Raw genomic sequence first — 20,641 nt, 5'->3', positions numbered from 1 at the left:
GGACCTCCGCGCCCCGGCGCGGTGAGAAGGGCACGGTCGAGGAAGCAGGAAGCCACCGAAGTGCCGCCGCGTGAGCATGCGCGGCACAGGCGGAACCCCCGGGCCTTCAGCCCGGGGAGCGCGTCACTCCGACTCGATGGTCATGGGTCGAGCAGGTCAAACGTCCCCCGTCCCGCCAGTTCGCGGAACTGTGCGACCAGGTCTTCGGCCTGGACGGCACCATGGTCAGGCTGTACAAGGCCACGACCTGGCACAAGGCCCCCGAATACCTGCGCCCGTGGCTGGAGGAAGAGGAGGACGCGACGGGGCTGAGGACCTGGCAGCCGGCCATCGTTCCGGGCCTGCTTCAGACACCGGCGTACGCACGGGAAGTCCTCGCCACCATCCCCGGCATCACGGGTGAGGAGGTCGAGAGAAGGGTGACGAACCGCATGCAGCGGCAGGCGATCCTTCATCGCGACAAGCCGCCCGCGCTCAACGTGGTCGTGGATGAGGCCGTGCTGCGCCGGGTCATCGGCGACACCGAGGTCATGCGGGAGCAGCTGATGCACCTGCTTGACATCGCCCGGCTTCCCGAGGTGACGATCCAAATTGTGCCTAGCACTGTTCGGGCGCACTGTGGGATGGCAGGCGGTTTCATCATCGCTGAGCGGAACGGACACCCCTACGCCGCCTACACCGACGCGCAGCCGTTCGGACGGACCTTCGACGATCGTCGGTTGATCGCCGAGCTGGTCCGTCTTTACGACGCGCTCCGGGCGGAGGCAGTCCCGTTCAGCCAGTCACTCCGACTAATAGAGGAAGCGGTGAACCATGATGGCCCGAGATCTTCGGGAAGCGCAGTGGCGTAAGAGCAGTTTCAGCGCTGCGCAGGGAGAGTGTGTCGAGGTGGCGTCCAACCTGCCGGGGCTGGTCGCGGTCCGCGACAGCAAGGACCCGTCAGGTCCGGCTCTTGTCGCCTCGCCTGACGGCTGGTCGGCGTTCCTGCGCGGCCTCGCGCGAGGAGAACTGTCCGCCTGACCTGGCCGCGTTCCCTTGGTGATGGATCCTCAGGTGAGATGTCCCGAAGGTGCTCACCTGAGGATCGGTCACAGGCCAGGGAGCGGGCCCTCCCGTCGGCCGGGTCAAGTGGTGCGGTTCTGCTTGCGTCGGACGAACTTCAGGCCGGACCAGTCGTCGCCCAGGGCCGCGGCCACCTTCACGTCCACGACGCCGAGCGGCAGGAAGGCCTCGCGCACGGATGTCCGAGGAGCAGGGACTCGGCCCCCTCTCTCGGAGTGGATGGTCGGCTCGTTAGGCAGTTGCCGTTGCCGTGGTCGGCCGCCGGGAGGCGAGGGCGATGGTGTAGCGGCGCAGAAGTAGCAGTGCGGTGGCGGCGAGGCCGGTGAGCAGGCCGAGCCAGATGCCGAGGGTGTCGAGGCCGAGGGGGTAGGCGAGGAGCCAGGCGGTGGGTAGTCCGACCGCCCAGTAGCCGATGAGCGTGAAACGCAGGCCGCTTTTGGTGTCGTCGAGGCCGCGGAGGAGGCCAATGCCGATGTTCTGGGCGCAGTCGAAGAACTGGAGGAACGCGGCCACGGTGAGGAGGTGAGTGGCGATGGTGAGGGCCTGGCCGGAGCCGGTGCCGAGGAAGGGGGCCAGCACCAGGCGGGGCATTGTGAGGTAGAGGGTGCCGACGATGGTCATCACGAAGGCGGCGCAGGCCAGGGCGGTGTTCTTGATGCGGTCGGCGTTGCCGATGTGGCCGAGGGCGAGTTCGCGGCTGACGTTGATGGACGCGGCGTGGGAGAGCCCTATCGCGACTTGGAAGACGATATAGACGAGCTGGTTGGTGGCGGTGTGCGCGGCCAGAGCATCGGGGCCGAAGGACCCGGCCATGAGTGCGGTGACGGAGAAGAAACCGGCCTCGGAGCCGTATGTGGCGGCGATCGGGATGCCGAGGCCGAGGAGCCGCTTGATGGTGGCGATTTGCGCGCGGGTGATGTCGAGGCTGAGCAGGGGAGCGAGGGTGGCGTCCTTCTTCGCGGCGAGGCAGAGGGCGAGGAAGGAGAGCAGGTAGACAGTTGACGTGGCGATGCCCACGCCGGTCAGGCCGAGTCTGGGCAGGCCGAAGGCGCCGTGGATCAGGATCCAGTTCAGGCCTGCGTTCACGCCGATGGACACCAAGGTGATCTGGAGCAGGGCTTGAGGGCGTCGCATCCCGACGGTGAATTGGCGTACGGCCTGGAACCACAGGCAAGGAAGCAGACCCGGGGCGAGGGCGTAGAGCATGTTCTGCGTGAGGTGGACGATGGTCGCGTCCTGGCCGAGCCAGGCCAGCGCCTGCCCGATGCAGATCATCACGAGGGCGCCGGCGATGCCGGCGAGGGTGGCGACGGCCAGGCTCGATCGCAGGATGGTGCGCACTTCGTCGTGTGCTGCGTCCTGGGCGTGGGTGTCGCCGTTGGTGGCCTGCTCGGCGCGAGCGGCGGCGGCGGCGATCTGGTTGCCTGCGGCGGTGCCCAGGCCGACGCACATGGTGCGTATCTGGTTGAAGATCACGATGGCGAGCCCGCCGGCCGCGAGTTCGGTGGTGCCCAGCAGGGCCATCATCACCGTGTCGGTGGTCGTCAGCGCGACCTGGGCGAGCTGGGTGAGGATGAGCGGGACCGCGAGCGCGCCGAGGGCACGGCTGTCGCGCCGGAGGGTGCTCAGCATGCGATCCGCCGGTTCCTGCGGAGCTTGGTGAGAAGTTCCTCGACGTGTCTCTCGACGTCTGGGTTCAGAAGGTCGCGTTCGCTCATCCATTGGTCGTTGAAGACCGTGTCCATGTACTTCTCCCCTCCGTCGTTGAGCAGGGCGACCATCGTGGTACCCGGTGGCTGGGAGGGCAGGCGGGTCAGCGCTTCGTAGACGACGCCGCCGGCCGAGCCTCCGATGAGCAGGCCGGTACGGGCGACGGCCCGGCAGGCCGCGAACGCTTCGACGTCGCCTACCTTGACGCCTTCGTCGATCAGGTCGAAGTCGACCAGTGCGCCGATCTGGGCGCCTTCGGGGGTGCCGGTGCCGGATTGATAGTAGTCGTGAGCGGGGCCGCCGAACGCGATCGATCCCTTGGGCTCCACGCCGATCACGGTGAAGGCGGGTATCAGCTTGTTCAGTTCCCGGCTGGTGCCGCACAGTCCTCCGCCGGTGCCGACGGCGCCGATCAGGACGTCGATCTTTCCGTCGAGGGCCTCGTTGAGCTCGTGGGCGAGGGGGAAGTAACCGGCGCCGTTGGCGGGGTTGTTGTGCTGCTCTGTGAAGATGGTGTTGTCGTGGCCGCGGGCCATGCTCTCGGCGAGTTCCTCGCGTGCGGCGGTGGCGAGCTCGTCGGTGCCGTCGTCGTCGACGTACACCAGTTCGGCGCCTAAGGCCTTCATCGCGCGTAGCTTGTCGGCGGAGGCGTGGTTGTCGACGACGGCGGTGAAGGTGTAGCCGCGTTCGGCGGCGATCACCGATAGTCCAAGGCCGGTGTTACCGGAGGTGGACTCGATGATCCGGCCGCCGCAGCCCAGGTGGCCGGTCGCTTCGGCGGCGTCGACCATGGCGCGGGCCATGCGGATCTTGGCGGTGCCGGTGGGGTTGAACATTTCCAGTTTCAGCAGCAGGCGGCTGCCGGTCTCGGTGGTGGCGAGTTCCAGCAGGGGGGTGTAGCCGATCAGGTCGGATAGGCGGGAGACCACGGCGGGACGCTGAAGGGCTCCGGGCATCAAAGGCTCCTGTTCATGGGGCCGGTCCGGTCGAAAGGTGTGGCGGGGCCGTCAGGTGAAGTGCCGGTCCAGGCGCCAGCGCGGCCTTGGGTGGTCGGTGCGGTCGATGACGACCTTGGGCGGCAGGGGCAGGTCGTGGAAGGGGGACTCGTTGGAGTCCATCTGATAGCCGGCGGTGTTGGGATAGAGCAGGAGGTCTCCTGCGCGTGGGAGGTGGGGGAAGGCGATCTTGCGCCAGGTGAGCATGTCCGATTCCAGGCAGGTGGCCCCGCCGACGCTCGCGGGGAACACCCCGGCGGGTGCGGCGTGGTCTTGGGGGATGATCTGGGGGTCGGGGAGGTATTCGCTGTTGAACCACTGTTCCGACAGGCTCAGGCTGGTCCCGTCGACCGTCAGGAGCCGGTAGCCGCCCCGATCCTTGACCCCTTGAATGGTGAAGACGGTGGCGCCTGCCCGGTCTAGCAGGGCCCGACCTGGCTCTAGGAGCAGTTGCACCCCGGCGTCCCTGATGATGTCGGCCAGGGTGGCGCCGGTGGTGTGCGGTCGGGTCTGCAGGAGCGCGGCCAGTGCGGCCGGGCCGGACGGGGCGGAATGGTAGGGGTAGAAGTCGGCGGGGGGGAACTTCTTGCCCGTGTGGTAGTGGCGTGCGTGGTGCTGGGTGAGGAAGGTATGCCAGCTATCGGCGTCGGTGTAGCTGATGGGCAGGCCGCCGCCGATGCTGATCCGGCCGGCCTGCAGTCCTCGCGCGCGGGCCATGCGGCACAGGTCGATCAGGCGAGCGGCGAGGTCGGCGCGCGGCTGGAGGGCGTAGCCGGACAGGTGGAAGCTGAAGCCCTCCATGCGTATCGCATCGCCGGCCGTCGCACACCTGTCCATGGCGGTGACGAGTTCGGCGGCGGCCATCCCGAACCGGCTGTCTGGCTGGACTGAAGGCAGCGCGCGCAGCAGCACGCGGGCCGGGTGCCCCTGACCGGCCGGGGGGAGGGTGATCACGGCGTCCAGCTCGTCGATCGCGTCGATCGCGATGAGCGCGCCATGCTGGACGGCCAGACGCAGCAGAGCCGGGGCCTTGGCGGGCCCGGTCACCACGAGGTGCTCGCCCCGGACCCCATGACCGAGAGCCTCGCGCAGTTCCCCTGCAGAGGCCACGTCCACGCCCGCGCCGCCCGCCGCCGCGCGTTCGGCGAAGACGGCCGCCTTGTTGGCCTTCTTCGCGAAGTACACCACACCGTTCACGCCGGCTGAGGCCAGGACGTCCTGCATGGCCTGGAGGTTGACGTCGAAGGCGTCGGGCAGCAGGAAGTGGAACGGCCCGCCGAAGGCGTGGGCGAGCTCGGCAAGCAGTCCGCTGGCCACCACCGCGTCGGTGGCGGCGTCGGGTAAGACCGGCAGCCTCGGCCAAGTGGACGTGGTCGTTGATGGGGTCACCGCCACAGCGGTATCCCCCTTCCGAGGCCTTGGGCGAGGGCGAGCTGGGCGAAGCGGTGGCCGAGGGCGATGTCGGTGACGACCAGGCCGCTGTTGTAGGCGAAGACGCGCTCCTGCGCCGAGCCGCGGCCGACGGCGGCGCCGGCGATGACGGCCGGGAACTCGGCGTCCACGGCCGGGAGGACGCCGCTCGCGTCGGCCATGTCGGTGCCGGTGACGTTCATCTGGGCTTCGCTGGTGGCGATGATCCTGTCGGCTTCGTGCAGGGTAGAGGGTGCGAGGCCGTGCCCGACGAGGATGGACAGCGCGCCGGGTTTGAGCCAGGCCGCTTCGACGGCCGCCGGGGTGTGCCCGCCGGCGGCCGCGACGATGATGTCGGCCGACGCGGCGGCCTGCCGCAGGTCGGTGACGATCTCCGCGTCGCGGCCGGGAAAGTGGGCGCCCAGGTGGTCCTGGATGGCGGTGATGCCCTCGGGGTGCGTGCCGTAGACCATGGTCCGGTCCAGGTCCGGCAGGACGGTCAGCAGGAAGGGCAGGGCGAGGCGGCCCTGGGTGCCGGTGCCGATGACCAGCGCGGTGCGGGCGCCGGGGACCGCGCATTCACGGGCGAGTAGCGCCGAGACGGCGGGTGTGCGCAGGGAGCCGATGCGCGAGCAGTCCATCATGGCCATGGGCAGGCCCGTGGTGTCGTCGTAGAGGGTGAGGGTGGTGTAGTAGCGCTGCTCGTCGCGGCCCTTGTCGAGTCCGTGCTTGTAGGAGGTCTTGATGGCAACGACGTCGCGGGAGCCGTCCCTGCCCAGCATCGCGTACGACACCGAGTGGCCGTCCGGCGGCTTGACGGTCAGCTTCCGCGGGTTGTCGGACCGGCCCGCCTGCAAGGTGAGATAGGCGTCCTCCACGGTGGCGATCACGTCGGCGAGGGAGATCTCCAGCCCGGCCAGGTCGGTGGCCGAGAGGATGCGCAGGTCGGCGATGGTCATGCCGTTCCTCCGGTTCGGGGGTGCGCTTCGACGACAGGCTGGCCGTACCCGTGCTCCGCAGCCTCGGCCGGCGGGCGGGCGTGGCGGCCCGGAACGCGGACGGAGGCTCGCTTGAGCCAGCGGTCGGTGCCGTCGTAGCGCGGCCGGAAGGGAACCCTGCCGTGGACGGCCTGGTCGTTGTCGATGACGAGGATCTCCCCCGGCGACAGTGCGATCGAGACGCTCACGCGGGTGAGTTCCGCGGTGAGACGCCGGTAGGCGGCCTGATAGGGCGGAGGGGCCTGCCGCAGGGGCGTGTAGGCGGGATCGAATCGCAAGGTCAGTCCGTCGTCGGCGTGGAACAGGGTCGGTACGGCCGGCGGCGGCTGACGGGTGTAGGCCTGGGCCTCGGTGTAGGAGTCGTCGGGGAGGATCGGCACCTCCGCCCTGGTCAAGGTCTCGATGGCGTCATCGTCCAGGCGCGTTCTGCGGATGCTCGCCGCTGTCGTCGCGATGCGGTCGTGGTTGCGCATGCAGCCGAGCAGCAGCAGGCTCGCGCGGCCGGGGTGGAAGGCGTCCTCGGTGTGCGGGGCGAGCAGGACGGTGCTGCTCGCCCCGGTCTGCTCGTTCTCGTGCCCGCGGGCAGGCACGATGTTGTGGACGTAGCGGCCGTTCTGCTGGCCGGGCCAGGCGATGGGATTGCCCATGGCGGCTGACAGGAGCAGCAGGACGATGTCATGCGGGCTTTCCTCGCCTGCTGTGGCCCAGTGGGAGGGCGTGGCGCCGATCGCCTCGTCGTCGAGGCTCAGCCCTGTCAGGACGAACAGTCCGTCGGCGGTGTCGACGGGCCGGCACTGGTCGAGTACGGCGTCGCCGAGTGTCTTCACAGCTTGACCTACACGAGCGAACAGGTCCGGCGAGGGGGACGCGGTACCGCATTCGGAGAAGATCTGCCGGGCCGCCGAGTGGAGTTGCCGGGCGCCGGACGCGTCGAAGGAGCGCACGAAAGCTAACGCCTCATTCATCAGGAGGTTCCGTTCCGGTGCGGGAGAGCGCGGATCCGAAGAGCACGGCCGTGGTCAGGTCGGTTACCAGGCCGTGTTTTTACACTCGATAAAACTTAGCATAGGCTAACCTTGCTTTCGAGTTCCCGGTGGTGCCCCCGTCCCGGTCCTGAGCCCGCACAGATGCGTTCTGACCTGCGATGAAACGTGCTCGACGGAAAACGAGAGCGAGTCACCATGCATCCCTGCGGTAGCCGGCAGATCGAGGACACGTGAACCTGAACAGGCGTCAACTTCTGGGAGCGGGCGGAATGCTGGCCGCCGCCGCCCTTCTCGCGGCATGCTCCGGCGGCGACACGACCTCGTCCGATCCGGCCCCGTCCAACGCGGCGGGGCAGCCGAAGCAGGGCGGCACGCTACGGATCGGGGCGCTCGGACGCGCCAGCGCGATCACTCGCGACCCGCATGGCACCCAGGGCAACGAGAGCGACTACCTGATCCTGGCCCTGGTCTACGACACGCTGACCGTGCCGGGGGCGGACAAGAACACCGTCGGGCGTCTCGCGGAGTCCTGGCAGGCCTCCAGCGACCTCAAGACATGGCGCTTCTCGATCGTCAAGGACGCCGTGTTCCACGACGGCGCACCGGTCACCGCCGAAGACGTGGTGTGGTCGTTGCGCCGTCTGCGCAGCACCCCCTCGGGGGCGGCACGGCTGCCTGGAATCCAGGCGAAGAACATCACCGCGGACGGCCCTTCGACGGTCGTGCTGACATCGGACTACCCGAACGCGGAACTGCCGCTGCTCACCCGTCTGACGACCTTCGTCCTGAAGAAGGGCACGGCCGACGACGCCCTGGAATCCGCGCCCGGCACCGGCCCCTTCGAACTCGACTGGTACCGGGGCGGCAATGCCCGCCTCATCCGTAATGATCGGTGGCACGGCGGAACCGTCCGCCTCGACGCCATCGAGGTGACGATGTTCGAGACGTCCGCGGCGATGGCCAACGCGGTCCTCGCCGGGCAGATCGATGTCGCCTCGAATGTCGGCGCCGTCGCCGCGCGCACCGCCGAGGCCCGCAAGGACGTGCGTGTCATCCGGCGCCCGAACGACATGTCCATGCCCATCGTCATGCGCACCGCCGACGGGCCCTTCGCCGATCCCCGGGTCCGCGAGGCCATGCGGCTGCTCGTCGACCGCGACGCGATGGTCAAGCAGGTCCTGTCCGGCTACGGCACCGTCGCCAACGACATCCTCGGGACCGGCGACCCCGACTACGCCAAGAACATCCCGCAGCGCTCCCGGAACCTGGACAAGGCCAAGGCGCTGCTGTCCGCCGCCGGCTTCGACCTGTCGAAGACCTACGATCTGGTGACGACCGAGGACATTCCCGGCCTCGCGGAGTCGGCCACCCTTTTCGCCGCCCAGGCGAAGGACGCCGGGGTCAAGATCCAGGTGGTGAAGCAGGAGTCCGGAGCCTTCTACGAGAAGACCTGGCTCAAGGGCGACCTCTACACGACCTACTGGGGCACCAACGACTCGGTGGTCTTCTTCGCGTCCAAGACGATGGTCAGTGAAGCCGGCCAGAACGAGGCGGGCTGGTCCGACACGGACTTCGACGCCGCCTACCGCAAGGTTCTGCAAACCAGCGACCCGGGCGCGCGCAGCGCGGCCCTCCAGGACGTGCAGCGGATCGAACACCAACGATCGGGCTATCTGCTGTGGGGCATGGCGGATGGCATCGACCTGGCCGACGGCAAGGTCCATGGGCTGCCCGAGCTACCGGGATACGGGCGGGTCCAGCTCGAGAACGTGTGGCTCGATTGATGCGGACCGCCGACGAGCCGACGGCCGAGCCACGGCTTCCCGCGCCCGAAGCCTCGCGGCGGGCGCGGTGGTCCGCCACCTCAGCCGGGGCCGCGATACGAGACGTCGCCCGGCTGCTGATCGTGCGGGTGAGCCTGCTTGTGACGCTGCTGGCCATCGTCTTCGCCGCGGTCGAACTGCTGCCCGGTGACGCTGCCACCGCCACCGCCGAACGCGGCGAGAGCGCGGCCGGCCTGGCGGCGCGACGGCACCTGCTGGGCCTGGACCAGCCGCTGTGGACGCGCTTCGCCACCTGGATGACCGCCCTGCCCTCAGGAAACCTGGGCGTCTCAGCCCGTGGGCGGCCGGTCACCGAGGTTCTCGCCGACCCGTTCCCCAACACACTCGTCCTCGCCCTCAGCGCCCTGGTGCTCACCGTACTGGCGTCCCTTGCCCTGGGCTGTTGGGCGGCCGCGCGCCCAGGGGGACTCACCGACCGGGTCATCGGGCACCTTGCGACCTCGGCCTTCGCCCTGCCCGAGTACATCGTGGCCATCGCCCTGGTTCTGCCCCTCGCGTTGTGGACGGGCCTGCTGCCCGCCGTCACCGTCACCGACGCGACCGGAGCGCCGGGTTCATGGACAATGCTGGTCATGCCGGTGCTGGCACTGACCATCCCGCAGACCGGCTGGAACACCCGCATCGTCCGCGGAGCGCTCGCCGACCAGGCGGCGCTGCCGCACGTGGAAGCGGCCGGCCTCGACGGCCTGCCTGCCCACGTGGTCGTGTTACGCCACGCGCTGCCGGGCGCGGTCCCGACCATCGCCGCCGGCATCGCCACCAGCGCCGGGATGCTGTTCGGGGGCGCGGTGGTCGTGGAGACGCTCTTCAACTACCCGGGCGTCGGCACTCTTCTGGCCGGGGCCGTCTCCGACCGCGACACACCGCTGGTCGCGGGCGTCGCGGTGTGCGCCGGAGCCGCCATCACCATCGTCCTGCTGGCCTCCGATGTGATCCGCGACGTCGTCGTCGGAGGCCGCAGATGAACACCTCGTCGCACGCCGCCAGACCATGGCGCGCCGGCGGTCTTCGCAAGGCCGTCCCCGCCCTCCTGCTGATCATTGCCGCGCTGGCCGGCCCGTTCCTGGCCGAGCATCCGGTCGACGCGCCGATCACGATGCCCTATGCCCCTCCAGAGGACGGCGCGCCGCTCGGCGGCGATCAGCTCGGGCGAGACGTCCTGAGCCGCCTGCTGTCCGGGGGAACCGCGCTGATCACCAGCGCGCTGGCCGTGGCCTTGATCATCACCGCCGGAGCGATCTGGCTCGGATGCCTGGCCGCGCTGAGTCCTGCGGCTCGCAGAGTCGTCGAGCGCGGCGCCGACATCGCGATCCTGCTCCCCCCGGTCCTGGGCGTCATGCTGATCGGCATGACCTGGCCCGGCGGCGGCCGGCTCGCCGTGGCCGCCGCGGCCGTGACGCTGGGCCTCCCGTACGCCACGAGAGTCGTGGCCGGCGCTGCCCTGCCCCTGACCACGACCGGTTACATCGAGACCGCCCTCGCCTCGGGCGAGCGCCTGTCCTATGTGGCGGCCCGCGAACTCGTACCGAACCTGCGCTCCACCCTCATCGCGCTGTTCGGCCTCCGGTTCGTCGAGGCCATCTACATCATCTCCATGGCGGGCTTCCTCCAGATCGGCCCGCAACCACCGGCGGCCGACTGGGCGTTGATGATCCGCGAGAACTCCGGCGGCATCCTGTTGAATCCCTGGGCCGTCCTGGCCCCGAGTCTGGCCATCGCCATCCTGGCCATCAGCGTCAACCTCGCCTCCGAAGCCCTGTCCAGGAAGCCGGTCGCGACCGGCATCGCCCGTCCAGGCTCTCGGGAATGAAAGGCATTCCGATGACGGACTCCCCGGCGTTGAGCTGCACCGACCTGGAGGTCGCGTTGCCCGACGGGACGATCCTCCTGCCCCGTACCAGCCTGACGGTCCGTACCGGGCAAATCGTCGCGCTCACCGGAGCCTCAGGTGCCGGAAAGACCACCCTGCTCCGTGCGGCCCTGGGACATCTGCCTCCGGCCGCTCTGCCTTCGGGCCGCATCGACGTGCTCGGCCACGACGTCCTGAGCCTCCCGGCGCGCGATCTCAGAGACCTGCGCCGCTCGCGCATCGGGTACGTCGGCCAGGACCCGGGATCGATGTTGAACCCACGCATGACCGTCCGGCGCCTCGTCACCGAGACGATGGCGCCCACCACACGGAGTTCCGCAGAGGAATTGCTCGCCCTGTGCCGGCTGCCTTGCGCGGACGGTCTGGCGGAGCGGCGCCGCCACGCGATCTCCGGAGGCCAGCAGCGGCGTGTGGCCCTGGCCCGAGCTCTCGCGCGCGAGCCCCGGCTGCTGCTCCTCGACGAGCCCACCGCCGGCATGGACCGTTCGCTGCGCGACTCGATCGCCCGCCTGCTGCGCGCCCTCGCCACCGAACGCGGCATCGCGATCGTCATGACCTGCCACGATCCCGCGTTGATCGACTCCTGCGCGGACCGGTCCATCGCGCTCACCGGCTCCACACCTCCGGCCGCCACCCCGGTCGCGACCCACCGGCCTCCCCAACGACCGCACCCGGTATCCGAGCCCGTCACCGGGCTGGCGGCCCGGAAGATCGAGGTCGCGTTCGGCAAGGGAACGCGACGACACCTTCCCCTTCAGGGCGTTGACCTGACCGTGCCGCCGGCCTCGGCCATCGGGCTCACCGGCCCCTCGGGCACCGGCAAGTCGCTGCTGCTCAGGGTCCTGGCAGGCCTCCATCCGACGGCAGAAGGATCCATCGTCCTCGACGGTGACCGGCTCGAACTCAAGGCCCGCCGGCGCACCAGGATCCAGCAACGCCGGATCAGGCTCGTACCCCAGGACCCGCTCAGCGCGCTCAACCCGTCCCGCAGCGTGGGAGCCACCCTGGCGCGCCCGCTCACCCGGCTCGGCGGAACCGCCCGAAGCGATGTCCGCGCCGCAGTCGGCGCCCTCCTCCAGCAGGTCGGCCTTCCGGCCGACACCGCCTCCCGCTATCCCGCACAACTGTCAGGCGGTCAACGACAGCGGGTCTCAATCGCCCGAGCCCTCGCCGCCGACCCCGACTACCTGCTGTGCGACGAGATCACCTCAGCGCTCGACCCCGCCACCGGAATCGAGATCATGAACACGCTGGCCGGGCTCCGCGCCGAACGCGGGATGGCCCTGCTGCTGGTCAGCCACCAGCTCGACCTCGTCCACGCCTACACCGACGAAGCCCACCTCCTGGAGCACGGGCGGATCACTCGGGTTCAGCTCTGAACCGACGGCGCTACACCAAGCCTCATACATGCTCGCCTGGTGGCCGGATCCAGATCCGGCGGTGTCGGCTCAGCGGTGCGCCCCATGTGCGAGGACGAGCAGTTCGACCAGGTCGTACAGCGCCTCTCCCGTCCACACCAGTGAGCTCACCGCCAGGACGGCGGGAATGGCGGCCGGCCACAGTCGGCGCTTGCGGGCCTGGAGGCCGAGCAGTGCGGTGACTCTGCGCGGTATCGCCCCAGGGCGCCTGGACATGGCGAAGGACGCCAAGGAGCCAGACTCCAACAGCGGCCGGCCGCCAGCCGCCAGAGCCGCTGTGCCGATCGCTTGGGCAAGGATCCTGCGATCGCCGACCATCGATGCCGCGTGTTCGTCGGCGGCGCGTTCGACAAGATAGCTGACAGGATCGGAAACCCACCGCAGCACGGGATGGGCGGCGCCGGCCAGATCGCTCAGCAGCATCAGCCTGGGGTGGCCCTGGTCCAGGTGCGCTCGCTCGTGAGCCAGCAATGCCTCGTACTGCTCGTCAGCGAGGATCGCTCTCATGCCGGTCGTGACGACAACGTGTCCGGGCCTGCCCGGCACCGCGAACGCCTCGACTTCCGCGCTCTGGACCACGACGACCCCGTGGTGGCCCGCGGCCGCAGCGAGGTGCAGCGCCATCGACCGTGCCCTGCGATTGCGCGTCACCACTCTGCGGACGCCCACCGCGGACCACATCAGCAAGATCGCGCAAAGCCACGGAACCCAGCGCACGTGAGCCGTATCGTCGATCACGGTCTGATGCGACCACCCCAGATGACCTGCGACGAGGGGAACTTCAGCCACCGCCTTGACGGTGAACGCCGCCAGGTTGAGCAGGCTGGCCAATGCCGCTCCGGCAGCCGACCAGGCCAGGACCACAGCGGCAGGTGACGGCGGTAGCCGGTCCGCGAGAAGCGTTGTGAGAGCGACCACCACCACCGGCACCGTCAGGACGGACCAGACGAAATGATCAAACAAGCATGCACTCCGGGGTTCGAGCCGTCCCAAGGAATGGTCTCCGCCACGGAGCGGTGTTGTGGCGACGGATAAAATTCACAGAGTGACAGACCGCCAACCGCCGGCCCCTGAGCCCGCCGCACCCAAAAGGCGGGCCGGGCAACTCGAAGCACAGGTCATCACCATCCTGTCCACCTCCGACCGACCGCTGACGACGGGCGAGGTCCTCGAACGTCTCGGTGCCCCGGCAGGCCTGACCTACAGCACGGTGATCACCACCCTGAACAGGCTGACCAAGAAAGGCGCCGCGACGCGCGAACGCGACGGCAAAGCCTTCCGATACAGAGCGATCGCAGACGCCGCGAGCCTGGTCGCCGCGCACATGAATCGACTTCTCGCCGAGGAGACCGATCGGGCCTCCGTGCTTCGCCGGTTCGTGAGCGGTCTCGAACCTGGCGACGAGAAAATCCTCCGGAGCCTGCTCGACGACCCCCGCTCCTGAGGACCGAACACGCAGAGCACGACAAGGCACCAGAGAACCTTCCCAACGGGCGAGCGATTAGGCAAGGCTAACCTAATGCTAGGGAAAGTCGGCAACAAGGGGCAGGGCTTGCCGGCCCATCACGCGTGGCCGGACGGTTGGTGGGCGGCGGTGCCGATCGCGCAGGCACCATACCGGTGCTCGCCCTGCCGGCCGCCGAGGCCTTGCCCCACCGCGGACACGCGGTTCTCGACCAGCTCGCCGCGAGCGCTACGCCAACAACCTGGACGAACCAGTCGCCCTCACCACAGTCACCGCGCACGCCAACCGGCGCCCTGACGGTGCAGCCGTCGGGCGGATCCGGGATCTGCCAGTCGCCGGGGCGGTGGGCCAGGTGCACGCGGTGGCCCTGCTTGACGCCGATCTTCTTGGCGAGCGGGGTGCCCGAGTATCCGGAGGCGGCCACGCCCCCACCGTAGCGTCCGGAAATCCCGGAGACGGCCCCATATTCGATTGCCCTCGCCAGGGAGTGATCAATACGGTCCTGAAGGGACGGCGACGAACGGAGAGCTGACGTGACCAGCGGCCCGGCGGGGGATTTCGACTACGACACGCACGGCCACGGGTACGCCGTGCGGCGGCGCACCGATCCGCGGATCGCCGCGATGGTGCACGCCGCGCTCGGCGACGCCCGGACGGTCGTCAACGTGGGCGCGGGGGCGGGGTCGTACGAGCCCGAGGACCGGTACGTGACGCCCGTCGAGCCGTCCGCCGTGATGCGCGGGCAGCGTCCCGCGCACCGGGCGCCCGCCGTGATCGGGACGGCCGAGAACCTCCCGTTCGACGACCACACCTTCGACGCCGCCATGGCCACCATCACCGTCCACCAGTGGGCGGACCACGAGCGCGGGCTGCGCGAGCTGCGCCGCGTCAGCCGGGGCCCGGTCGTGATCCTCACCTTCGACGGCGACGCGCTCGACGAGTTCTGGCTGGCCGAGTACGCGCCCGAGCTGTTCGCCGTCGAGCGGCCCCGGTACCCGGCGATCGGCGCCATCGCCTCCCTCGTCGGCCCGGTCTCCCGCGTCGAGCCGGTCCCCGTCCCGATCGACTGCGTGGACGGGTTCGTCGAGGCGTACTACGCGCGTCCCGAGTGCCTGCTGGACCCGCAGGTCCGCGCGTCGCAGTCCGCGTGGGGGTTCGTGGACGACGTGGACGAGGCCCGCGCCGCCGACCGGCTGCGCCGCGACCTGGAGAGCGGCGCCTGGGACGAGAAGTACGGGTATCTGCGCCGTCGGCCGGAGTACGTCGGCTCGCTGCGGCTCATCGTCGGGCATCCGGCCTCCGGCTGATCACGAGCCGTGTCCGGCCTATCGCGGGCCCGGGACCCTGTGGCGCCCTCGCTGGTGGTCCGCGCGGATCCCGACCTGCCGTCCAGAGCTGCGGAGCTGTGGGAAACGCCTTGGCGGGCGAGCCGTCGTCGTCCAGCTTCCCCGCAACAACCTGACCGGGAACGGCACGCCCCTGGCGCACGACCCGGCAGAACTCCGCACCTGCCTGGCGGATTGGTACGGCCAGGACCTCAAGATCTCCCCGAATACTTGGAGGGGCCTTCCCCTGACGGTCAGCGGCTGCGTGGGTCCCGACCGTACGCTCGTGTCCGGCGTCTCCCATCAGATGGTGGGGTACGGCCCCCTGACCGATGTATGGGGCGCGCACTGCGGCAACCAGCTTGTCGACGGTTCGGACCTGACCGAAGGGGTGGCCGCGGCGTGCGAGCGCGTGACGCGGGCCCTGGGACGGGTGTTGCGCGAGATCGGTTTCCTGGGTCTGTTCGGCTTGGACCTGCTGGTCACGCCGGATGGGCGGGTGGTGGTCCTAGAGATCAATCCGCGCTTTCAGCGCGTGACGTCCCTGCTGAACGCCGCGGAGAGAGCGGCCGGGCTGTTGCCCATGCCTGGCGTCCATGTCTTGGCTTTCGTCCTTGATGCCCTGCCGAAGGCGGCACCGGGCGCTCCCGCGCCCGGCTACAGCCAGGTCGTCGGCTACGCGCATGAGGACGGGACCGTGGCCATGGACCTATGGCCGGGGACCCTGGGCATGGGGACGGCGGAGATGGAGGAGATCGCCGACATCGTGGCCACGGTCCTCGCCGCCGTACGGCCGGACAAGACCCACAGCGCCCACGGGACCATTGAGCAGAGCAAGTCGAAGTTCCACCTGGACGCCTCGGTGGCCACGTCCGTCGAGCCCAGAGTTCGCGACCTGCTCGCCCGGCACCCCGTGTATCCGGAAATCGATCTGAGCCTGTTCGCGGCCGAGGGAATCGGGCCGCAGGGCTGACGCTCACCACCCACATCGAAGAGGGGGCCATCCTTGATCAAACACCTGGCGTCGCACGTGACAAGGCCTCCTGCCACGTCGGCGACCACTCTCATCGCCGACCGGTTCATTGCGCAGGACCGCCGTCCCGACGGCTTGACCGACCTCGATGTCAGCGCTCTCCCCCCGCTGCTGCGCACCGTGCTGGTGTCCGATTCCACCGTCACTAGCCTGTTCGAGGCGTACACCATGCGCCCGCTGCGCGTCGACGTGCTAGCGGAGGATCTCGTCGAGCTCGACCACGGGTCGGCGGCCTGGCTGGAGGTACCGGTGGGCACCGCCTGCGCGCGGCGCCGGGTGCTGGTCAGGGATGCCGCGGTAGATGACCCCTTATATTGTGCGCAGACATATCTGCTTCCAGGCCGGTTACCCCAGCAGCTTCGCGACTCCTTCATGGAGGAACGGCTCGGGATCGGGGCCGCGATCCGTCGCCACCTCGTGGAGAGCCTCAGAGAATTGCTCTGGTTCGGCCGGGCGGTTACGCCGAACTGGGCGCGGGACCACATGCCCGCCCGCCTCACAGTGCACCGCACCTACCGCATACGGCTTCATGGATTACCCGCCATCCTCGCCGGCGAGGACTTCTGCGACTGACGACGTACACCTCCCGTACTCTCATCCATGGAGCAGACATGGCAGATCCCGGCTCCTTGGCGGAACGCCGCCGCACCCCCCATGGCCAACATGCCTGTCCTCAACCTCGCTGCGACGCTCAACCCTGATCGCGGTGCGGATCGTGCAGGCGGCCGACAGGTCCTCGACGGCCCGGACCGGTGAACCGCCGGCGCGGGCGTGCCGGGCGCTCAGCGCAGGGCCGCGGGGCGGGTGACGGCCTCGACGAGGCGAGGGGCGAGGACCGCCGCCTGGGCGCGGATCTCCGGGACCGCCGTCGTCTCGTACCACTTGCCGCGCAGGGGCGGCCCGAGGGTGAAGACCCGGTCGGACGGGCGGCCCTCGGCGTCCAGGACGGCGCCGCCCGCGTCGGCGTCCAGGCCGAGCCCGAGCGGGCCTGGGCGCACCACGCCGTCGGCGAGCAGCCGGGCCAGGAACGGGTCACGATCTACGCCGGAGGCGGGGCCGGTCCCGTTGACCAGCCAGCCGACCCGCAGGTCGCGCCGGACGCCGCCGTCCTGCACCGCGACGGTCAGAGCGTCTCGCGAACCCGTCACGCCGGCCGCGCCGCCGGAGTGGACCGCACCGGCCACCTGGCCGCGCAGCACGCGCAGGCGGCCGGTGGCGCGCAGCTCGTCGACGAGGGCGGCCGTGGCGGGGGCCAGGCGGTGGCGGTGGACCTCCCAGTAGCGGGCCACCAGGCGCAGGAACCGGCGCTGGTCGTCCGGGGCGAGCCGTGACCACAGCTCCGGGACGCGGGGCCGCAGGCCGTCCACCACGGCGTGCCAATCGCCGCCGTTGTCCCGTACGGCGGTCCGTACGGCGCGCAGCAGCCGGGTTAGCGTGAGCGGGCCTTCGGGGACGGGCGCGGGGACGGGCGGGGGCGACGGATGCCGGTGCGGCCGGGGCAGCAGGCCGTGCCGGGAGACGGCGTACACCACCGCGCGCGGGTCGCCCGAGGTGACCGTGAGCGCGATGTCCACCATGGTCAGGCCGGTGCCCATCACGAGCACCGCGCCGTCGCGGATGCGGCCGAGCGCGCCCGGCGCCCAGGGGTCGGCGATGTAGCGCTCGCCGGTGTGCCCGACGAGGGCCGGGGGCGTGGCGGGGGAGGGGTTGCCCGTGGCGAGCACCACCGCGTCACCCTCGATCACGCGCCCGTCGGTGAGGCGTACGTGGACGGGACGGCCGGACGCCGGGCGCGCGAGGGAGCAGGCCGTGCCGGTCACCTGGGTCAGCCGCCGCTCGGGCGCGGCGCGGCGCGCCTCGGTGTCGAGGACGTGGCGCAGGTAGCGTCCGTACGCCTCGCGGGGCAGGAAGTCGGACCCGGCCACGTCCAGGCCGTTGGCGTGGGCCCAGGCCAGCAGGTGGCCGGGGTCGCCGTCCGCCGCGCTCATCTTCTCGGCGCAGGCGTTGAGGAGGTGACGCGGATCGGTGGTGGAGTACGCCTGCCCGAGCGCGTGGCGCCCGTCCCGGTCGATCAGCACCACCTCCAGTGGTGCGCCGTTCGCGGGCGCGCGGAGCAGGTGGATGGCCGCCAGCGTCCCGCTGGCGCCGCCGCCCACGATGACGACCGCTGGAGGGTGAGGCACGTGCTTACGATAACCCTGTATACCTACATGACATAAGGGTTATTGCCCAACTCCGGGTTGCGGACAAGTGAAGCTTTGCGCCATTTGCCCGATTCGCCCGCCGCACAGATGCTCGAGACGGTTCCAGCGGTCGTTGCCATCGTCCCAGTGGGTCGTCCACCAGAGCCGGAGGCCGGCGGCGGCTGCCCACCCGAGCCGCCGGCCGGTGGTGGCCGGCTTCGCCCTTGGTCTGGCGGCGAAACTCGGCACGGGTGATTCGGCTGCGGACTTCACGGTCCCGGAGGGAAGACGCCCTGGCCCGGAGTGAGGATTCCGTCGGGGTCGTAGCGTTCATGGGCCGCCTGGAAGGCGGCCCATGCGGGGCCGTAGTGGGTGCGCCACTCCTCAGGCGTGGTGGGTATGGAGCCGACCGGGTACTGGTAACCCCCGACGGCTTGGGCGCGCAGGTAGAGGGAACGGTTGGCCTCCACCATGTCCTGCGGGCTCTCGGCTCCGTCCGAGGCGGTTTTGAGCAGCGTGAGGAGGAAGACCGTCTCCTCGTCGGGCATGCGCAGCAAGGGCAGGTGCAGGCGGGCGCGGGGGAAGGGGTAGAGCAGGACCACGCCGCCGGCGCCGACCTCGGTCTCGGTCAGGTCCTTGATGGCGGCCTCCACGAAGGCGTCGGTGCGGCTCGCGGGCAGGAACATGTTCCACCAGGGGTGCGGGCGGTACCACTCGCCTGTGGACTTCAGATAGGCGACGCCCGCGGCGAGCCGGTTGAGGAAGTCGAAGTAGGACATGTCCTGGATCTGCCGGTCGCCGGGCTGGTCGCTCAGACCGTCGAGAAGCCTGGCGTCGTCGGGCGGGGTCGTGCCGTTGAAGAAGGCGACCGCTTCAAGCTGGTAACTCCAGCCGGCGGAGCCGGTCGGCAGCCCGAGCTCTCCCTCCACGTAGGCGAAGCGGCCGTCGTTGACCACGCGCCGCTGGTCGGCGGTCAGCGCGGCGACGCTCGGGTAGGAGAGCAGGTAGTGGCGGACCGTCGTGGGGGCGGGCAGCAGGCGCACGGTGGCCTTGGTGATGATGCCGCACTGTCCTCTTCCAGCCAGCGCCGCGCGGAAGAGGTCGGGGCGCGACTCCGCGGAACACCTCCTCAGGCCGGCCTCCCCCGTGACGACCTCCAGTTCCACGACGCTGTCCACCTGGGCTCCGTGGTGGTGGGTCTGGCCGCCGACACCGCCCACCGAGAGCGTGCCGCCGACCGAGAGCTCCAGGTAGTCGGTGAAGACCGGAGGGGTCAGGCCGTGGGCCAGGGTCGCCTGCGCCAAGCTGCTCCAGAGCGCGCCCGCCTCCACGACGGCCGTGTCCTCCCGCACCTCAATCGCGTTGAGCGGGGTCATGTCGATGATCAGACCGCCCGCGACCTGGCCCTGACCGAAGGTGGCGTGTCCCTGGCCGCGCGCGGCCACCTGCAGGCTGTGCGTCCGGCAGTACTTCATCATCAGCATGATGTCCGACACGGCGCCGGGCTCCAGCACGGCCCCGGGGGTCTGATGGACCAGGTGCCCGAAGTCGTCGGCCGCCTGGCCGCGCGAGGCGGGATCGGTCACCACCTTGCCCTTCAGCGGCGGCAGGTCGACCATCCCCTGAGACTGGGCGGCGTCGGTGACCCACGTGCGCGTGGACGGGTCGAAGCCGACCACGGCCGCCCCCGCCGTGAGGAACGCCTGTCTCCACGGATGCCATGTCATATCCGATCCTTTCGCAGCGCGGTCACGTCGCGTCGATAATCGCCGACGGCACCCGGCGACGCTACCCGCACGTAACCGGATGACAGCCACAAAAGGGTTACTACGGCGCTTCGGGCCTCGACGGGCGAGCCGTGGGGCAGGCGAGCATCATCGGGGCAGGATGGTACCGAACGGCGAGCGCGGCGAACTGGCGCAAAGGCGCAAACGGTGAACGCCGTACCGCGCGGATCCTCGCACCGCTCGCGGCCGCGGGATACACCTCCCTTGACCCTGGGTGTGGTCACGGCGCGTGCCGGGCGGGGCAACCAGGCGCAACCAGACTTCCGCCGACATGGATGGCGTTCCGGCACGCCCGTCGCCGGAAAGGCTCGTTCGGGACGCTCTTCGCCCCCGCGGGCCGTGCGACGCCCGTCACGGCCGTCCTGTTATCGGGACGGCCTATATTCGGCCTGAATATGGGCAGCCGAATTTCTGGATTTCATGCTCCCGGAGGCCGTCATGGCTGGCCTGGGCGGTGAACGCGGCGAACGTCCGGGCGTTTTCGGGTGTGACGCCCGTGGGGGTGACCGATTTTCGGAAGTGTCCGGACTAGTAACAGCGGGTTTCTGGCCGCCG

The 20,641-nt window shown here is 70.0% G+C and carries 18 protein-coding genes; 10 read left to right on the top strand and 8 right to left on the bottom strand.

All coding sequences use genetic code 11. The features are described 5' to 3' along the window. The first annotated feature begins 221 nt into the window (after nucleotides 1-221). The gene (locus AB0M95_RS35170; protein WP_363774280.1) at nucleotides 222-851 is read left to right on the top strand and encodes a DUF5753 domain-containing protein; all 630 of its coding nucleotides are present in this window, start codon (nucleotides 222-224) and stop codon (nucleotides 849-851) included. Between the two features lie 37 nt (nucleotides 852-888). Then, entirely contained in the window at nucleotides 889-1,020 is a 132-nt protein-coding gene (locus AB0M95_RS35165; protein WP_358509236.1) for a DUF397 domain-containing protein, read from the top strand. 273 nt (nucleotides 1,021-1,293) lie between these two features. Here AB0M95_RS35165 and AB0M95_RS35160 read toward each other — a convergent pair whose 3' ends face one another. Genes AB0M95_RS35160 through AB0M95_RS35140 form a run of 5 tightly spaced genes read right to left on the bottom strand, consistent with a single transcriptional unit; the run spans nucleotide 1,294 to nucleotide 7,140 of the window. Further along, nucleotides 1,294-2,694, bottom strand: coding sequence for an MATE family efflux transporter (locus AB0M95_RS35160; protein WP_363774277.1), 1,401 nt, complete (start codon nucleotides 2,692-2,694; stop codon nucleotides 1,294-1,296). Beyond that, nucleotides 2,688-3,728 (bottom strand): cysteine synthase family protein, encoded by a 1,041-nt coding sequence (locus AB0M95_RS35155; RefSeq protein ID WP_363774274.1) that lies wholly within the window; start codon nucleotides 3,726-3,728, stop codon nucleotides 2,688-2,690. Before AB0M95_RS35155 ends, AB0M95_RS35160 begins: the two co-directional genes overlap by 7 nt. Nucleotides 3,729-3,779: 51 nt before the next feature. Next, nucleotides 3,780-5,156 (bottom strand): Y4yA family PLP-dependent enzyme, encoded by a 1,377-nt coding sequence (locus AB0M95_RS35150; protein WP_363774271.1) that lies wholly within the window; start codon nucleotides 5,154-5,156, stop codon nucleotides 3,780-3,782. Next, nucleotides 5,153-6,136, bottom strand: coding sequence for an ornithine cyclodeaminase family protein (locus AB0M95_RS35145; protein ID WP_363774268.1), 984 nt, complete (start codon nucleotides 6,134-6,136; stop codon nucleotides 5,153-5,155). Before AB0M95_RS35145 ends, AB0M95_RS35150 begins: the two co-directional genes overlap by 4 nt. Beyond that, nucleotides 6,133-7,140, bottom strand: a complete 1,008-nt coding sequence (locus tag AB0M95_RS35140) for a TauD/TfdA family dioxygenase (protein WP_363774265.1) — start codon at nucleotides 7,138-7,140, stop codon at nucleotides 6,133-6,135. The genes AB0M95_RS35145 and AB0M95_RS35140 overlap by 4 nt, the downstream gene beginning before the upstream one ends. A gap of 251 nt (nucleotides 7,141-7,391) precedes the next feature. Between AB0M95_RS35140 and AB0M95_RS35135 the strand changes: the two genes are divergently transcribed. The 4 genes from AB0M95_RS35135 to AB0M95_RS35120 are packed head-to-tail and all read left to right on the top strand — an operon-like array spanning nucleotide 7,392 to nucleotide 12,254. Then, entirely contained in the window at nucleotides 7,392-8,945 is a 1,554-nt protein-coding gene (locus AB0M95_RS35135) for an ABC transporter substrate-binding protein (protein WP_363774262.1), read from the top strand. Continuing rightward, on the top strand, nucleotides 8,945-9,970 hold the full coding sequence (locus tag AB0M95_RS35130) for an ABC transporter permease (RefSeq protein WP_363774259.1): 1,026 nt from the start codon (nucleotides 8,945-8,947) through the stop codon (nucleotides 9,968-9,970). Before AB0M95_RS35135 ends, AB0M95_RS35130 begins: the two co-directional genes overlap by 1 nt. Continuing rightward, the gene (locus AB0M95_RS35125; protein ID WP_363774256.1) at nucleotides 9,967-10,815 is read left to right on the top strand and encodes an ABC transporter permease subunit; all 849 of its coding nucleotides are present in this window, start codon (nucleotides 9,967-9,969) and stop codon (nucleotides 10,813-10,815) included. The genes AB0M95_RS35130 and AB0M95_RS35125 overlap by 4 nt, the downstream gene beginning before the upstream one ends. Next, nucleotides 10,812-12,254 carry an ATP-binding cassette domain-containing protein gene (locus tag AB0M95_RS35120; RefSeq protein ID WP_363774253.1) on the top strand — a complete coding sequence of 481 codons (1,443 nt, stop codon included), beginning with the start codon at nucleotides 10,812-10,814 and terminating at the stop codon, nucleotides 12,252-12,254. Before AB0M95_RS35125 ends, AB0M95_RS35120 begins: the two co-directional genes overlap by 4 nt. Before the next feature lie 69 nt (nucleotides 12,255-12,323). Here AB0M95_RS35120 and AB0M95_RS35115 read toward each other — a convergent pair whose 3' ends face one another. Continuing rightward, nucleotides 12,324-13,256 (bottom strand): M56 family metallopeptidase, encoded by a 933-nt coding sequence (locus AB0M95_RS35115; RefSeq protein WP_363774250.1) that lies wholly within the window; start codon nucleotides 13,254-13,256, stop codon nucleotides 12,324-12,326. 58 nt (nucleotides 13,257-13,314) lie between these two features. On the opposite strand from AB0M95_RS35115, the gene AB0M95_RS35110 reads away from it, so the two are divergent. The 4 genes from AB0M95_RS35110 (at nucleotide 13,315) to AB0M95_RS35095 (ending at nucleotide 16,689) form a co-directional block, all read left to right on the top strand. Beyond that, complete coding sequence (locus AB0M95_RS35110) at nucleotides 13,315-13,737, top strand: BlaI/MecI/CopY family transcriptional regulator (protein WP_363774247.1); 423 nt, start codon at nucleotides 13,315-13,317, stop codon at nucleotides 13,735-13,737. A gap of 554 nt (nucleotides 13,738-14,291) precedes the next feature. Continuing rightward, a complete protein-coding gene (locus AB0M95_RS35105) occupies nucleotides 14,292-15,065 on the top strand; it encodes a methyltransferase domain-containing protein (protein WP_363774244.1) in 774 nt (257 codons plus the stop codon). A gap of 304 nt (nucleotides 15,066-15,369) precedes the next feature. Further along, the gene (locus AB0M95_RS35100; RefSeq protein WP_363774241.1) at nucleotides 15,370-16,056 is read left to right on the top strand and encodes an ATP-grasp domain-containing protein; all 687 of its coding nucleotides are present in this window, start codon (nucleotides 15,370-15,372) and stop codon (nucleotides 16,054-16,056) included. Nucleotides 16,057-16,113: 57 nt separating this feature from the next. Then, nucleotides 16,114-16,689 carry a chorismate pyruvate-lyase family protein gene (locus AB0M95_RS35095; RefSeq protein WP_363774238.1) on the top strand — a complete coding sequence of 192 codons (576 nt, stop codon included), beginning with the start codon at nucleotides 16,114-16,116 and terminating at the stop codon, nucleotides 16,687-16,689. Between the two features lie 209 nt (nucleotides 16,690-16,898). Here the strand turns inward: AB0M95_RS35095 and AB0M95_RS35090 are convergent, their stop codons facing one another. Next, a complete protein-coding gene (locus tag AB0M95_RS35090) occupies nucleotides 16,899-18,299 on the bottom strand; it encodes an FAD/NAD(P)-binding protein (RefSeq protein ID WP_363774235.1) in 1,401 nt (466 codons plus the stop codon). 269 nt (nucleotides 18,300-18,568) lie between these two features. Then, entirely contained in the window at nucleotides 18,569-20,026 is a 1,458-nt protein-coding gene (locus AB0M95_RS35085; RefSeq protein WP_363774232.1) for an FAD-binding protein, read from the bottom strand. Between the last annotated feature and the right edge of the window lie 615 nt (nucleotides 20,027-20,641).

This window comes from Sphaerisporangium sp. NPDC051017, assembly GCF_040683095.1.
GTDB lineage: Bacteria > Actinomycetota > Actinomycetes > Streptosporangiales > Streptosporangiaceae > Sphaerisporangium.
The sequence above is the reverse complement of the archived record's forward strand: the minus strand, read 5'-3'. Positions and strand labels throughout refer to the sequence as shown.

Bases quoted from the DNA above. Each gene is read 5' to 3' on its own strand.
- AB0M95_RS35120 (WP_363774253.1), top strand. From the start codon at position 10,812: ATGAAAGGCATTCCGATGACGGACTCCCCGGCGTTGAGCTGCACCGAC.
- AB0M95_RS35155 (WP_363774274.1), bottom strand. From the start codon at position 3,728: ATGCCCGGAGCCCTTCAGCGTCCCGCCGTGGTCTCCCGCCTATCCGAC.
- AB0M95_RS35145 (WP_363774268.1), bottom strand. From the start codon at position 6,136: ATGACCATCGCCGACCTGCGCATCCTCTCGGCCACCGACCTGGCCGGG.
- AB0M95_RS35130 (WP_363774259.1), top strand. From the start codon at position 8,945: ATGCGGACCGCCGACGAGCCGACGGCCGAGCCACGGCTTCCCGCGCCC.
- AB0M95_RS35160 (WP_363774277.1), bottom strand. From the start codon at position 2,694: ATGCTGAGCACCCTCCGGCGCGACAGCCGTGCCCTCGGCGCGCTCGCG.
- AB0M95_RS35170 (WP_363774280.1), top strand. From the start codon at position 222: ATGGTCAGGCTGTACAAGGCCACGACCTGGCACAAGGCCCCCGAATAC.
- AB0M95_RS35085 (WP_363774232.1), bottom strand. From the start codon at position 20,026: ATGACATGGCATCCGTGGAGACAGGCGTTCCTCACGGCGGGGGCGGCC.
- AB0M95_RS35140 (WP_363774265.1), bottom strand. From the start codon at position 7,140: ATGAATGAGGCGTTAGCTTTCGTGCGCTCCTTCGACGCGTCCGGCGCC.
- AB0M95_RS35125 (WP_363774256.1), top strand. From the start codon at position 9,967: ATGAACACCTCGTCGCACGCCGCCAGACCATGGCGCGCCGGCGGTCTT.